This window comes from Paenibacillus sp. (assembly GCF_035645235.1).
Taxonomy (GTDB): Bacteria; Bacillota; Bacilli; order Paenibacillales; family YIM-B00363; genus Paenibacillus_AE.
The window spans coordinates 1-13,035 of record NZ_DASQMZ010000061.1 but is presented as its reverse complement, the minus strand read 5'-3'; the positions used below and the strand labels follow the sequence as shown (position 1 = coordinate 13,035).

The window sequence follows — 13,035 nt, the reverse complement described above, 5'->3', positions numbered from 1 at the left end:
ATCGCGCCGCCCGCCTTCGGCACCGGCACGACGGTCACCGGCTCGAGGCCGTACTTCTCCATCGCTTCCCGCTCCACGACGAGCGCGCGGTTCAGATGCTCGCAGCATTGGTACGCGACGTAAATGCCCGTCTCGCCGCGGAACCGCTGCAGCCCCTCGAAGAGCGCCTGCGCCACGTCGGAAGCGCCCGCGGTGCCGATGCGGCTGCCGAGCACCTCGCTCGTGCTGACGCCGACGACGAGCAACCGTCCGGCGGCGAGGCCGCCCGCTTGCGCGGTGTCGAGCGCGACGCGGTAGATGTCCTCCGTCCAGTGTGCGGTGAGTGTCGTCATTTTCGATAGGCCCCTATCGTTATGGATGAAGATCGGCCCGCGCTTCGAGCGCGCATACCTTGCCGATCCGGTTCTTGTGCCGTTCGCCGTTCGAGAATTCGGTCGACAGCCACGTCGTCACGATCTCTTGCGCGAGCCCCCCGCCGATGACCCGCTCGCCCATCGCGAGCACGTTCGTGTCGTTATGCTCCCGCGTCGCCTTCGCCGAGAAGACGTCGTGCACGAGCGCGCAGCGGATGCCCGGCACCTTGTTCGCCGCGATCGACATGCCGATGCCCGTGCCGCAAATCAGAATGCCCCGGTCGGCCTTGCCCGATACGACCTGGTCGCACACCGCCGACGCGAAGTCGGGATAGTCGACCGATGCCGGCCCGTGCGCGCCGAAATCCTCCAGCTCATGCCCCAGCGAACGAATGTGCTCGAGCAGCTCGGCCTTGAGCCGGTAGCCCGCGTGATCCGCTCCGATCGCGATTTTCATCTGAACCGCCTCCTCGTCTTGTCTGAGCCATATTATACCCTAAACGGCAAAAAAGAGCATACGACGGAACCTTCCCGTCCATGCTCTGCCCAGGCGACCGGCCGTATGCCCCGATGCTCCAATGTGGTACTCCACAAATGTCGCCAGTTACATCGGGTCCCAATTAGGATTCATTGCTACCATCATACCGCATCCGTCATTCCCTGTAAAGACGATCCAAGACGGCGCGAATCGCCGCTTCGATCTCGTCGGCCGTTCGCTCGTACCGCGCCCGGCTGCCGCCGATCGGGTCCTGCACGTCCGGGCTCGGCAGCTTCCGCTCCAACTCCTCGAGTCGTCGCCGCTCTTCGTCCCGAATCGGCTGCCCGAGGGCGAGCTTCAGCTGCAGGTCGGCGACGAGCGACTCCCGCTCCGCGAGCAAGGCCGCCGTTTCGGCGTCGGTCGCCGCGTATTCCTTCAGCGCATACGTCTTCTCGACCGCTTCCGGGTACAGCTCTAAGAGATGCCGCTTATGATGCGACGTCATCGTCAAAATCAGATCGGCCCATCGGACCAGCTCCGGCGTCGCTTCGCTCGACCGGAACCCGCTCGGGTCGACGCCTCGGTCGCGCAGCGCGTCGGCCGCGTGGCCCGACATCGGCTGCCCCGCGAGCGCGGCGACGCCCGCCGATTTCACTTCCGCGGGTACGCCCCGCTCCGCCGCGAGCTTGCGGAACAACGCTTCGGCCATCGGGCTCCGGCACGTATTCCCGGTGCATACCAATAAAATCCGTTTCACGCGTTTCGTCCCCCCTTGGTCTTATTTTATGTAAAACGACCAAGAAGTACAAACCGCATCGGCCGCATCAGATCAGGAATAATATGCCGAATACGAGCAGCACCGCGCCGCCGAGCGCTTCGCCGTACTCGCCCGTCATCTGGCCCACGCGCCGTCCGATGAGCAGCCCCACGACGGACAGCAGTCCGCCCATCGTGCCGAACAGCAGCACCGTCAGCGCCAGGTCGGTCGCGAACATGCCGAGCGAGACGCCGACCGACAGCGAGTCGACGCTGACGCTGAGCGCGAACGCGAGCAAGCCGAACAGCGATCCCGTGTTGAACGACGGAGCATCCCCGCCGCGCAGCGAGTTGTAGATCATGTGCCCGCCGAGCAAGACGAGCAGTCCGCCGCCGATCATCGTCGCCACGCCGCCGAGCAGCGCGCTGACGTACTGCCCCATGAACAGGCCGACGAGCGGCATGACGACGTGGAACGCCGCGATCGCGGCGCTGATTTTCGCCACGTGCAGCAGACGAATGCCCTTCATTCCGATGCCGACGCACAGCGAGAACGCGTCCATGCCGAGCGCGACGGCGATCAGGAGGATCGTCATCGTCGGCCCAAGATGCTCCGTAATATCCGCCAAGCCTTCCCCCTCCTGTCCCTTCTTTCCCATGCTTATGCGGACAAGAGAGGATGTATGTCCTTCTGGAGGGGGACGGGGGCGACGGCGGGGCTCGTGTCCGGCCTCTTCGTTATCGTAGATAAACTTCAAATTTCGAAATTTATCTAACATGCGAAGGTACCCGCACACTCCCCGGCGACAGCGCGTTATACCGTTACGATGCGGTGGCCGGCCGCCTTGCGCAGCCGGTTCAGGAAGGCGCGGCCGAGGCCGGTCGGCTCGACGAGGCCTTCGGCGTACAGCCGCTCGATGCGGGCGGCGTCGCACGCTCTCAGGGCGGCGTACAGCCGGTTCGCCGCCGTCGCCGCGTCGCCCGGCGCGTCCGCGAGGGCGATGAGCTTGTGCGCGCCGCGGTACGCGTCCGCGGCGCCCGGCGGCGCCGGCGCGAACGCGAGCACGGCCGTTCGCGCGCCCTCCGCGGCGTCGGCGTCGAGCCGCGCCTGGATGCTGGCGCGCACCGCCTCGGGCGCGCCCTCCACGACGCACAGCCGTCCCTTCGGGGCGTAGTGCGTGTATTTGACGCCGGGGGAGCGCGGGGCGGCCCCGGCGTCTTCGGCGGCGGCGTCATCCGCGTCCGCGGGCGCCACGTCGAAGCCGGCGGCGGCGAGCGCTTCGGCCGACACCCCGCCGGGCCGCAGCACGCGCACGGCCCCGTCCGGGTCGACCATCGCCACGGTCGACTCGAGGCCGACGTCGGCGGCGCCCCCGTCGACGATGCCGTCGATGCGGCCGTTCAAATCCTCGCGGACATGCTCCGCGAGCGTCGGGCTCGGCCGCCCGGACCGGTTGGCGCTCGGCGCCGCCACCGGCACGTCCGCGAGCGCGATCAGCTCGCGCGCGATGTCGTGCGCGGGCAGACGCACCGCGACCGTATCGAGCCCCGCCGTCACGCGGGGCGACACCGCGCCGGGCCGAACCGGCAGCACGACCGTCAGCGGCCCCGGCCAGAACGTCTCCATCAGCCGCCGTTCGACCGGGCCGATCTCGTTCGCGAGCGCTTCGGCCGCGGCGATCGACGCCACATGGACGATGAGCGGATTGTCGGACGGGCGGCCCTTCGCGGCGAAGATGCGCTCGACCGCGTCCGCGTTCCGCGCGTCCGCCCCGAGGCCGTACACCGTCTCCGTCGGGAAGGCGACGAGCCCGCCGGCCCGAAGGCGCGCGGAAGCCTCCAGCAGCTGCTCCCGGAGGCCCGTCGCGTCCCTATGCTGTTCGATGCGCCACAATTTCGTTCGGATCCCGGACATGGCGTAGCCCCTCTCTCCGCGTTCCGTATTGATATCCAGTATAGCATACCGAGGCTTGTCTCGACTTGCCGGGAACGTTGCCGACCCGCAAGTTTTTCCTTATAACCAACCCTTCACCGCTTCGATCATGTCCGCGACCAGCTCCACAAGGAAGAACCGATACTCCACCTTCGGCGCTTCGGCCGCATTCGATGCGTCTGCATTCGATGCGTCTGCATTCGATGCGTCCGCGTTCGCAGCCGCAGCCTGCCCCGAAGTCAGAGCCGCGCTCGCGGCGACGACGCTTGCGCCGGCGGCCGGCGTCTCGCCCGCCGCGACGTCCACGAAGCACAACGGCGGGAACAACACGCACCACCAGTTTTGCCCTTGGCCGCGGCCGATCGTAATGCGCAGCGCTTCGTACTCTCCCGCCGGATACAACTGTCCGCCGTACGCCTTCGTCGGGAACGGCACCAGGCCGAGCTCGGCCTTCACCTCGTACGCGTACCCCGCGTCGGCGACCGTCTTCGCGGCGAGCGCCTGCAGCTCCGGCAGCCGCGCCCCGATATACGCCCGCGCCTCGTCGAGCGTCCGCGGCTCCGCGGCCCACTCGTTCATCTCCGCCACGATCGCATCGCGCACGCGAATCTTCAGCGCTTGATCCGCCGGCGCGTCGGAATCCGCTAGAATTCGGAGACGGATCGACTCCTGCGGAATGACCCCGTCCGCCGCGGCCGAACCGACCGCCGACGCCAGCACCGGGTCCGCTTTGCTATATTCCCAAGACATGACCAGCATCGCCAGCATGCCCAGAATCAGTACGAATGTTTTGGAAAAGGAAGATGATGGCCGTTGCATATCGGGCGCCCCCTAAGAACTGAATGATAGTCTTAGTATGGACGTCCCGCGCGCTCTCTAAACCTAGCAATCTATTAAATTTTTACGTCGGCCAACCGGCGAAAACGTCAGCGCCGCACGCCCAGCACATGCCGCTCGATGCCCGCGTAATCCTCCACGATCGTGACGTCCGGCCAATGCCCGGTCTCCCGCAGCAGCGAGGCCAGCTCGCGCGCCTGCCCGAGGCCGCACTCGAAGCCGAGCAGCCTCGGCCATGCGCCGTGCGCCGCCATCTGGGACAACATCCGGCGGTACGGTTCCAGGCCGTCCTCGCCGCCGTCCAGCGCGAGCCGCGGTTCGTAGTCTCGCACCTCGACCTGGAGGCCCTCCATCTCGGCGCTCGGAATATACGGCGGGTTCGACACCACCGCATCGATCCCGTCCGCGCCGAAGGCGGCGATCGCCGGCTCGAGCAAATCCCCGAGCAAGAACGTCACGCCGCCTGCGACCCCGAGCGCCTCGCTATTGCCCCGCGCCGTCTCGAGCGCCTCCGCGCTCAGGTCGCTCGCCGCGACGCGCCACGCCGGCCGCTCCGCCGCCAGCGTCGCCGCGATCGCGCCGCTGCCCGTGCCGACGTCGACGACGCGCGGCGCGCCCGGGGCGCCCCACAGCTCGTCCCCGAGCTGCAGCACCCGCTCCGCCAGCAGCTCCGTCTCCGGCCGCGGGATGAGCACGGAGCGGTTCACCGCGAACCGCCGCCCGTAAAAATAAGCTTCTCCGGTAATGTATTGCACCGGCTCCCCGGCGACGCGCCGCTGCAGCATCGCCCAGAGCGCGTCGAACGCGTCGTCGTCGATCGGATCGCTCCACAGCACCAGCAGCCTCGTGCGCGACACGCCGAGCACGTGCTGCAGCAGCAGCTCCGCCGACTTCGGCGCCTCGCTCGCCCCCCGCTCCCCTAAAAAAGAAGAAGCCCTCATATAGGCTTCTCTGACTGTCATCATGCGGAATATTCCCCTCTCTCGACCATCTCCGATTGCGAGGCAATCGTCAGCGCCGACACGATCTCGTCCAGATCGCCGTCCATCACTTGGTCGAGCTTGTGCAGCGTCAGGCCGATGCGGTGATCGGTCACGCGGCTTTGCGGGAAGTTGTACGTCCGAATCCGTTCGCTCCGGTCGCCCGTGCCGACCTTCGAACGGCGCTCGGAGTCGTACTTCGCCGTCTCCTCCTGCATCATCTTCTCGTAGATGCGGGCGCGGAGCACGCGAAGCGCCATCTCTTTGTTCGAGTTCTGCGACTTGCCGTCCTGACAGGTGGCCACGATGCCCGTCGGTACGTGCGTCACGCGAACCGCGGATTTCGTCGTGTTGACCGACTGCCCGCCGGCGCCGCTCGAGCAGAACGTATCGACGCGAATGTCGCTTTCCTTCACTTCGACCTCGATGTCCTCGACTTCCGGCATGACGACCACCGTCGACGTCGACGTGTGAATCCGCCCGCCGGACTCCGTCTCGGGCACCCGCTGGACGCGATGCGCGCCGCTTTCGAACTTCAGCTTGCTGTACGCGCCCTTGCCCTTAACCATGAAGATAATCTCCTTGAAGCCGCCGAGATCGCTCTCGTTCGCCTCCATCAGTTCTACCTTCCAGCCTTGGGCGTCCGCGTACTTCGTGTACATCCGGTACAGCGAGCCCGCGAACAACGCCGCTTCCTCGCCGCCGGCCGCGCCGCGGATTTCCACGATGACGTTCTTGTCGTCGTTCGGATCCTTCGGCATGAGCAGCACATGAATTTGCGCCTCCAGCTGCTCCTTGCGCTCCGACAGCTCGGCGACCTCCATCTTCACCAGCTCGCGCATCTCGTCGTCGAGCTTCTCCGCGAGCATCGTCTTCGCGTCGGCGAGCTGCTCGCTCACCGTCTTATATTCTTGATACGCGTCGTATACTTCCTGAAGGTCCGATTGCTCCTTGGAATACTCGCGCAGCTTCTTCGTGTCGCTCGCCACATCCGGATCGCAAAGCAGCTCGCTAAGCTTATCGTACCGGTCGGCAAGCGCTTGTAAACGATCAAGCATGGACTGGTCACCTCTATCTTTCGATTTTCATTGTCATCCCTTTAGTATATGGTTCCCCAAAATCCGCTGTCAATTTGCAAATGCGGGAAAAAGAAGCGCGCCCGCGCCGCGGACACGCCTCTTGCCGAAAAGCTTATACGTTAAATCGGAAATGCATGACGTCCCCGTCCTGCACGACGTACTCCTTGCCCTCGAGGCGCAGCTGCCCCCGCTCCTTCGCGCCGTTCATCGAGCCGGCGGCGATCAAATCGTCGTACGCCACCACCTCCGCGCGAATGAAGCCGCGTTCGAAGTCGGTGTGAATGACGCCGGCCGCTTGCGGCGCCTTCGTTCCTTTTCGAATCGTCCACGCCCGTACCTCTTGCACGCCCGCCGTGAAATACGTGTACAAGCCGAGCAGCTTGTAGGCCGCTTGAATCAATCGGTCAAGGCCCGATTCCTGCAAGCCGAGCTCCTCGAGGAACATCGCCTTGTCCTCGCCCTCGAGCTCCGCGATTTCGGACTCCAGCTTCGCGCTGATCGGCACGACCTCGTTGCCTTCGCCGGCCGCGAACTCCCGCACCTTCGCGACGTACGGATTCGCGTCCGAATTCGCCGCCTCGGCTTCGCTGACGTTCGCCGCATACAGCACCGGCTTCATCGTGATGAGGTGAAGATCCCGAACGATCAACCGCTCCTCGTCCGTCATTTCCATGCTCCGCGCCGGCTTGTCGTTATATAACGTCTCCTTCACCCGCTCAAGCAGCTCGACCTCTTGAACGACCTTCTTGTCGCCGCCCTTGAGATTTTTCCGCGACCGCTCGAGGCGCTTCTCCACCGACTCGATATCGGCGAGGATCAACTCGAGGTTAATCGTCTCGATATCGCTGATCGGATTAACGCCGCCGGAGACGTGCGTGATGTTCTCGTCCACGAAGCAGCGCACGACGTGCACGATCGCGTCCACCTCGCGGATGTGCGCGAGAAACTTATTGCCGAGCCCTTCGCCCTTGCTCGCGCCCTTCACGAGACCCGCGATATCCACAAACTCGAACGCGGTCGGCACGATGCGCTCCGGATGCACGATTTCGGCCAGCTTGCCGAGCCGCGGATCCGGCACTTCGACGACGCCGACGTTCGGGTCGATCGTACAGAACGGATAATTCGCGGACTCCGCGCCCGCCTGCGTAATCGCGTTAAACAAGGTGGATTTGCCCACGTTCGGCAATCCGACGATTCCTGCTTTCAATGCCATCTATCGTAACAACTCCTGTTCATAATATAGCGAAAATGAAGTCGACGACGCGTCCTGCCCCCGCCGTTCGTCTGAAGCTTTTCTTATTATATAGTATAATACGGACAAGTCCACAACCTGTTGGAGTTGTCCACAGTTTTATTCACAGCATGTGCACAAAAGAATGCCTGTTCGCCTACCTTATCCCCAATTGGAGGATTTTTATATGGATAACCAAGCAGTTTTGCAAGACGAGCTGTGGATGAACGAAGCGATTGCGGAAGCGCGCAAGGCGGAGTCGATCGCCGAAGTGCCGATCGGCGCCGTCATCGTCAAAGACGGCGAAGTGTTGGCGCGAGGACATAACTTGCGGGAAACCGCGCACGATCCGACCGCCCATGCCGAGATGATCGCGATTAAAGAGGCTAGCGAACGTCTCGGAGCGTGGCGCCTGACCGACTGCGACCTCTATGTGACGCTCGAGCCTTGCCCGATGTGCGCCGGAGCGATCTTGCAAGCGCGCATCCGCCGGGTCGTCTACGGCGCGCCGGATCCGAAAGCCGGCTGCTGCGGCACGCTGATGAATTTACTGCAGGACGACCGCTTCAACCACCTGACGGAGGTGACGGCCGGCGTCCTGCAGGAGGAATGCGGAACGCTGCTGACGAACTTCTTCCGACGCTTACGGAAGAAGCCGGCATCCGCCGACCCCTTCGAAGTCCGTCCGTTCGATATCGCGGACCCGCGCCACGCCGAGGCGGTGCACGCGCTGCAGCAACGCTCTTACCCGATCGAAGCCGAGCTGATCGGCCTCGACGTCATCCCGCCGATGCTCGACACGCCGGAGACGCTCGCCGCCTGCGGCGAATCGTTCGTCGGCTGCTTCGAGGCGGACGGCCGTCTCGTCGGCGCCGTCTCGTACAAGCGGGTCGACGACGGCGGGACGCTCGACATCCACCGCATGATGGTCGATCCGGAGCGGTTCCGCCGCGGCATCGCTTCCAGGCTGCTCGACGCCGTCCTCTCCCTGCCTGGTTTGCGGCACGCGATCGTATCCACCGGTACGGCGAATACGCCGGCGGTCGCGTTGTACGAACGGCACGGCTTCCGTCCGGTCGGCCTCGTCGACATCGCGCCGGACGTAACCGTCACTCGCTTCTCCAGAACGTTCTAACTCCGCCGACGGTTGCCTGACAAGCCCGCTCCATGATATTATAGGGCTACTTGCGCGCCCGTAGCTCAGCCGGATAGAGCGATAGTTTCCTAAACTATGCGTCGCGGGTTCGAGTCCCGCCGTGGCGCGCCATCAATTTCCGCTTGCGTCGTACGCGGATTCGTGATAAATTAGTACATGTCGTCGCTCGATCGAGCGACATTGTCGAGACGTGGCTCAGCTTGGTAGAGCGCTTGCTTCGGGAGCAAGAGGTCGCAGGTTCGAATCCTGTCGTCTCGACCATTCATAAACCAACGAACGCGGCCTCCGGGCCGCGATTTTTTTTGCGCTATCGAAAGCGACAAGCCGCCGAACTGCATTCCTGCAGCATCGGCGGCTTTCTTTTTACGAGCTCTTCGCTTTCGTTTCGCTCTCGATCATTTTACGCAGCGTCTCGTTCAGCTTTTGCTCCGAGGCGAGCAGCTTCGGCAGCACCGCCTTGATCGCCTTGGCGTCCTCCGCTTCGACCGCCTTCGTGAACTCCTGGACAAGCGCGAGGTGCGCTTGCATGACGGCCCCGTTTTCCGCTGCCAGCTTCTCCATCTTCGCCTTTGCGTCTTCCCGCTTCCACCGACCCGACTGCTTCAGCTCGCGCAACGCGTTCATCAATTGTACGCGCTCCGCCATCGTCTGCTTCCAGGCCGCTGCCGATTCCGGCGTAAATTTCTCCGCCAGCAGCTGCATGTACATCGCTTGGTGCGTAGGCGCTCCCATGACATGGGCCGCGGGGCGCCGATGCTGATGCCCGTCGGCGCGGTCGGCGGAGGCGACGCCGCTCATTCCGAGTCCGGCGACGGCGAGCGCGAGCGAAACCGATAATACCCAACGCAAGTGCGATCCCTCCATTCCTCGTGTGTGGCTCGAAAGTAGGTTCTCCAAGCGATGGGAAATTATGTGGGTCTGCATGATATAATGGAGGAACTTGACCGAGAGGGGATTGCCGGCATGCAATGGATCGCCGTCGTAACGATGCTCATCGACCATATCGGAATCGTTTGGTTTCCCGACTCGCCGCTCTGGCGCATCGTCGGCCGGCTGGCGTTCCCGATCTATACGTATTTTATCGCGCTCGGCATGACGCGAACGCGCAGTCTCCCGAATTATGTACGACGTCTGACCGTGCTGGCGCTCCTCTCGCAAGCGCCGTTCGCCTTGTTGTTCGACACCTGGACGGTGAACGTGATCGGCACGTTCGCGGTTTCCGTCGGCGCCCTCGTTCTGATGGAGCGAATGCCCCGCTCAAACCCGCTGCGGTACGCTTGGCCGGTCGCCGCAGCGCTGCTCATGGAAGCCGTGTCGTTCGACTACGGCGCATATGGGCTCCTGCTGTTGGTGTTGTACCGCTATACGCAGTCGCATACGACCGTGCTCGGACATCTCGCCCTGAACGGACTGTACCTCATTTTGTATGCCACGCCGCTGCAGCTGTTCAGCATCCTTCCGACGCTTGCCTTCGCCTATGCTCCCGGCCTGTCGGCCTGGTCGAGGGCGCCCGTGCCCCGGTGGCTATGGCGATTCTTTTATCCGGTACATTTAACCGTGTTGCTCATTCTTGTAGAGATCTCACGACGAAATATGCTGCATTGAAAATTGTGTGTGCCGCAATGACAACACCCAAATTGTTCGTCTTCTTATATGCCATGCACCATACGATCCCTAATAGAAAGTAACCTAAATATGCAGCATAATTATAATGGGATATTGCAAAAACGACTGAGCTAAGGATCGCGGCCGCCCAGAAACCGAAACGCCGATCCAAGACGTTAAAAATAATTTTACGATATACCACTTCCTCCAAAATAGCGGAGATGAAGGTCGAATTAAATATAATAAACGGCGTAATTGCTACTCCAAATACCGGCTCTTTAACACCTATGACGTAAACCAAAGTTAGAATGCCGACTGCTTGGGCGATAATACCGTTCGTCGTTGCTAAATAGGTTTCTTTAATAAACCTCTTCGTCCGAATTTGCTTCCAGTCATATTCAACAATTTCCCGCCAATAAGAAAAAATTACGATTGCCGCAATGACAATTGGTGGGATTAACAATGTGTAGTAATTCGGTATCCGCAATTGTAATGTAATCATAGCTGTGAACATTGCAATAATTAATAAACGTCTATCAATTACTCCCGACTTCATCTCACCACCTTACCTTCCCTAAAAACGGGAAGAGCCACGACCGGTTGCGTGGCTCTTCCCAATAATATGCCGCTACCCATTAGTGTTTACGTTGCAGTTCAGCGGGAATTTCCGGGCGGTGGTAAGCCCATACACTTGCGCTTGTCATAACGAGAGTCGCGATCGCCGCTAAAATTGCGTTCGCAGCCAGTGCAATGCGGTACTTCATCTTTATATCACCTCCTTTCGAATAGCGCTGCTCCTCGGTAAGCGATCGGCAATAAAGACAATGTTTGTGCAATGAATGCTAACGCCAATGCAGGGGACTGAATCCAGAAATTGCTGAGGATAATTAATACCGTCGCAATCTTGAAGTGTACGGTATACTTTGGACCCAATCTGTTCAAAGCCATAATATCCTTAGTTGGTGCGTAGATGAGTGCCAACAGCAGGGATATTAAGTTTACTATTAGTCCACCATTCCAATATACCATTGGCAAATGCATTAGAATAGAGAATGTTATGATAGAGAATGCATTACAAAGCCCAGAAGAAGGAAGGTGAAACCCTCCGCTGAAAAACCGTAAAAATACAAATCCGAAAAAAATAACTGCCGCCTCAGAAAAACGGCCGGTTAACGCGCCTATACCTAATACTACAATAATTATTACTAGAGTATTGAGAACAATCGTCAAAGAAAACATTAGTACGTCTAGTGAAGAAGCCTGTTCATTGTTCTGCCTTATGAAATTAGCTATCCGTAATGAAAGTCTTGCGATCAACGGTTGTTCTTCCCCCTTAAGGAGTTAAATCTCTCGTCAATTTCTTTCATATTAAATTTGTAAGTAATGTATAATCCGATTAACGAAATCACGATAATCGACAATAGAATAGTTAGCAAATACTGATTCATATTGTTCGAAGATAAGCTAACTAATCCCAATTGACCTAGACTTACTGTACATACAAGTAACGTAGCAATAAAGATGTCCTTCGCTTGAATGTTTCTCTTTTGCAGTCGGAATCGATTCATAATAAACATAAAACCAAGCCTTTTCCTTTCAATAATATAGTAAATCAACATATTAACAAGGAAGGTAGTCATTGTCATGGCTTTAACGTAGATGGGCTGGTTGAGTAGTTCCTGCATTTCTACAATGCCTGTCCAATTAATTAGAAAGAGAATTATGCCTTGGATGGCGACATAAAGCAAGTACCCTGTTCCCCATATTAACGAAGAATATAAAAATGGAACTCTTAAAAGGAATGTTGATAGTATTATTGCTGTTCCAACGATACTCAAAGAGTAGAAATCTTTGTTCATTAAGATGTTGTTATGTATGATCATAACAACGATAAACATGAGCTGGATTACCAATAATCTTTTCCAATACAACGTTATAGGAATCCTATAAATCGCTAAAGACAACAAGGTGAATCCTGAAAAATCAATGAACGAAAAAATTAAATTAACCAAGGTTTGTAGGTCGAAAAACATATGTTCATTTCACCACTTTTATAGAGTCATAGTCTCAATGTACATCAAAAATTACAACTTGTCGAACACTAATTTCAGCCTTTTTTCATGATTTGTGAGTTTTCCCCAAATATTCGCTAGCTTATTAAAGTGCTGATGGGACCTGATAGTAAACGCTTACAACTATACCCATAAAATCTTTATGTAGCATGGTTGTATGGTCTTCTGTCAATACTTTATAAGGGAGGTATGTTTTAATGAAAACATTGGTTCGACCTGGAGCCTGGGTACTTCTTCTCATGGGTTTCGCACTAGTACTTGCCGCTTGTTTGAACGATCCTGAAAACAAGGAAGGGGACAAAACGACTCCTTCGACGGTGGAAACGCCCGTTGAGGAGGTCCCTCCGCCAGAGGCGCCTCAGACACCGGTAGAGGCGCCGGTGGAACTTCCAGAGACGAAGGAACTGCAAGTGGCCGTAGAGGGCGAAACAATGAACGTGCCGGCGTCTTTAACGAGAAGCGAGCTGGGCTATGCGTTCTATCTGCTGGAGGGCTTCGAATTTACGCCTGAGGAACCGGGCAAAGACATGGTCTTCCATAAGGAGTTCGGGGAGT

Annotated in this window: 15 protein-coding genes, 2 tRNA genes, 2 pseudogenes and 1 riboswitch; of the genes and pseudogenes, 6 read left to right on the top strand and 13 right to left on the bottom strand. The window is 59.1% G+C overall.

Annotation, left to right across the window (positions count from 1 at the left end; all coding sequences use genetic code 11):
- The 9 genes from VEZ38_RS05740 to ychF form a co-directional block, all read right to left on the bottom strand.
- Positions 1–332, bottom strand: a 332-nt coding sequence (locus tag VEZ38_RS05740) for a DUF436 family protein (RefSeq protein WP_324892382.1), incomplete at its 3' end; no start/stop codon positions are given.
- Between the two features lie 19 nt (positions 333–351).
- Positions 352–810 carry a ribose 5-phosphate isomerase B gene (gene rpiB / locus VEZ38_RS05735; protein WP_324892381.1) on the bottom strand — a complete coding sequence of 153 codons (459 nt, stop codon included), beginning with the start codon at positions 808–810 and terminating at the stop codon, positions 352–354.
- An 80-nt stretch (positions 811–890) separates the two neighbouring features.
- Positions 891–971, bottom strand: a riboswitch (ZMP/ZTP riboswitch).
- A gap of 35 nt (positions 972–1,006) precedes the next feature.
- Positions 1,007–1,588 carry a low molecular weight protein arginine phosphatase gene (locus tag VEZ38_RS05730; RefSeq protein ID WP_324892380.1) on the bottom strand — a complete coding sequence of 194 codons (582 nt, stop codon included), beginning with the start codon at positions 1,586–1,588 and terminating at the stop codon, positions 1,007–1,009.
- Positions 1,589–1,655: 67 nt separating this feature from the next.
- On the bottom strand, positions 1,656–2,216 hold the full coding sequence (locus VEZ38_RS05725) for a manganese efflux pump MntP family protein (RefSeq protein ID WP_414694668.1): 561 nt from the start codon (positions 2,214–2,216) through the stop codon (positions 1,656–1,658).
- Positions 2,217–2,401: 185 nt separating this feature from the next.
- Complete coding sequence (locus tag VEZ38_RS05720; protein WP_324892379.1) at positions 2,402–3,502, bottom strand: L-threonylcarbamoyladenylate synthase; 1,101 nt, start codon at positions 3,500–3,502, stop codon at positions 2,402–2,404.
- A 99-nt stretch (positions 3,503–3,601) separates the two neighbouring features.
- Positions 3,602–4,339, bottom strand: a complete 738-nt coding sequence (gene spoIIR, locus VEZ38_RS05715) for a stage II sporulation protein R (RefSeq protein ID WP_324892378.1) — start codon at positions 4,337–4,339, stop codon at positions 3,602–3,604.
- Positions 4,340–4,446: 107 nt separating this feature from the next.
- Complete coding sequence (prmC, locus tag VEZ38_RS05710; protein ID WP_414694669.1) at positions 4,447–5,319, bottom strand: peptide chain release factor N(5)-glutamine methyltransferase; 873 nt, start codon at positions 5,317–5,319, stop codon at positions 4,447–4,449.
- Positions 5,319–6,395 (bottom strand): peptide chain release factor 1, encoded by a 1,077-nt coding sequence (prfA, locus tag VEZ38_RS05705; protein ID WP_324892376.1) that lies wholly within the window; start codon positions 6,393–6,395, stop codon positions 5,319–5,321. Before prfA ends, prmC begins: the two co-directional genes overlap by 1 nt.
- 133 nt (positions 6,396–6,528) lie before the next feature.
- The gene (ychF, locus tag VEZ38_RS05700; protein ID WP_324892375.1) at positions 6,529–7,629 is read right to left on the bottom strand and encodes a redox-regulated ATPase YchF; all 1,101 of its coding nucleotides are present in this window, start codon (positions 7,627–7,629) and stop codon (positions 6,529–6,531) included.
- A gap of 205 nt (positions 7,630–7,834) precedes the next feature.
- Here ychF and tadA point away from each other — a divergent pair.
- The 4 genes and pseudogenes from tadA to VEZ38_RS05680 form a co-directional block, all read left to right on the top strand.
- A pseudogene (tadA, locus tag VEZ38_RS05695) lies at positions 7,835–8,314 on the top strand (tRNA adenosine(34) deaminase TadA); the annotation flags it as partial.
- Positions 8,315–8,437: 123 nt separating this feature from the next.
- On the top strand, positions 8,438–8,782 hold the full coding sequence (locus VEZ38_RS05690; protein ID WP_324892383.1) for a GNAT family N-acetyltransferase: 345 nt from the start codon (positions 8,438–8,440) through the stop codon (positions 8,780–8,782).
- A 54-nt stretch (positions 8,783–8,836) separates the two neighbouring features.
- Positions 8,837–8,914 (top strand) — tRNA-Arg (locus VEZ38_RS05685).
- 73 nt (positions 8,915–8,987) lie between these two features.
- Positions 8,988–9,064, top strand: a tRNA-Pro gene (locus VEZ38_RS05680).
- A 102-nt stretch (positions 9,065–9,166) separates the two neighbouring features.
- Here the strand turns inward: VEZ38_RS05680 and VEZ38_RS05675 are convergent.
- Entirely contained in the window at positions 9,167–9,652 is a 486-nt protein-coding gene (locus tag VEZ38_RS05675) for a hypothetical protein (protein WP_324892374.1), read from the bottom strand.
- Positions 9,653–9,766: 114 nt separating this feature from the next.
- Here VEZ38_RS05675 and VEZ38_RS05670 point away from each other — a divergent pair, with 114 nt between their 5' ends.
- Positions 9,767–10,408 carry a TraX family protein gene (locus VEZ38_RS05670; RefSeq protein WP_324892373.1) on the top strand — a complete coding sequence of 214 codons (642 nt, stop codon included), beginning with the start codon at positions 9,767–9,769 and terminating at the stop codon, positions 10,406–10,408.
- On the opposite strand, the gene VEZ38_RS05665 is transcribed toward VEZ38_RS05670, so the two are convergent.
- The 3 genes from VEZ38_RS05665 to VEZ38_RS05655 form a co-directional block, all read right to left on the bottom strand.
- Positions 10,368–10,964 carry a type II CAAX endopeptidase family protein gene (locus VEZ38_RS05665; protein WP_324892372.1) on the bottom strand — a complete coding sequence of 199 codons (597 nt, stop codon included), beginning with the start codon at positions 10,962–10,964 and terminating at the stop codon, positions 10,368–10,370. The two genes, VEZ38_RS05670 and VEZ38_RS05665, sit on opposite strands and share 41 nt — an antisense overlap.
- Before the next feature lie 79 nt (positions 10,965–11,043).
- On the bottom strand, positions 11,044–11,172 hold the full coding sequence (locus VEZ38_RS05660; RefSeq protein ID WP_324892371.1) for an AgrD family cyclic lactone autoinducer peptide: 129 nt from the start codon (positions 11,170–11,172) through the stop codon (positions 11,044–11,046).
- Positions 11,173–11,179: 7 nt separating this feature from the next.
- Positions 11,180–11,725, bottom strand: coding sequence for an accessory gene regulator B family protein (locus tag VEZ38_RS05655; protein WP_324892370.1), 546 nt, complete (start codon positions 11,723–11,725; stop codon positions 11,180–11,182).
- A 952-nt stretch (positions 11,726–12,677) separates the two neighbouring features.
- Between VEZ38_RS05655 and VEZ38_RS05650 the strand changes: the two are divergent.
- Positions 12,678–13,035 (top strand): annotated as a pseudogene (locus VEZ38_RS05650) (hypothetical protein); the annotation flags it as partial.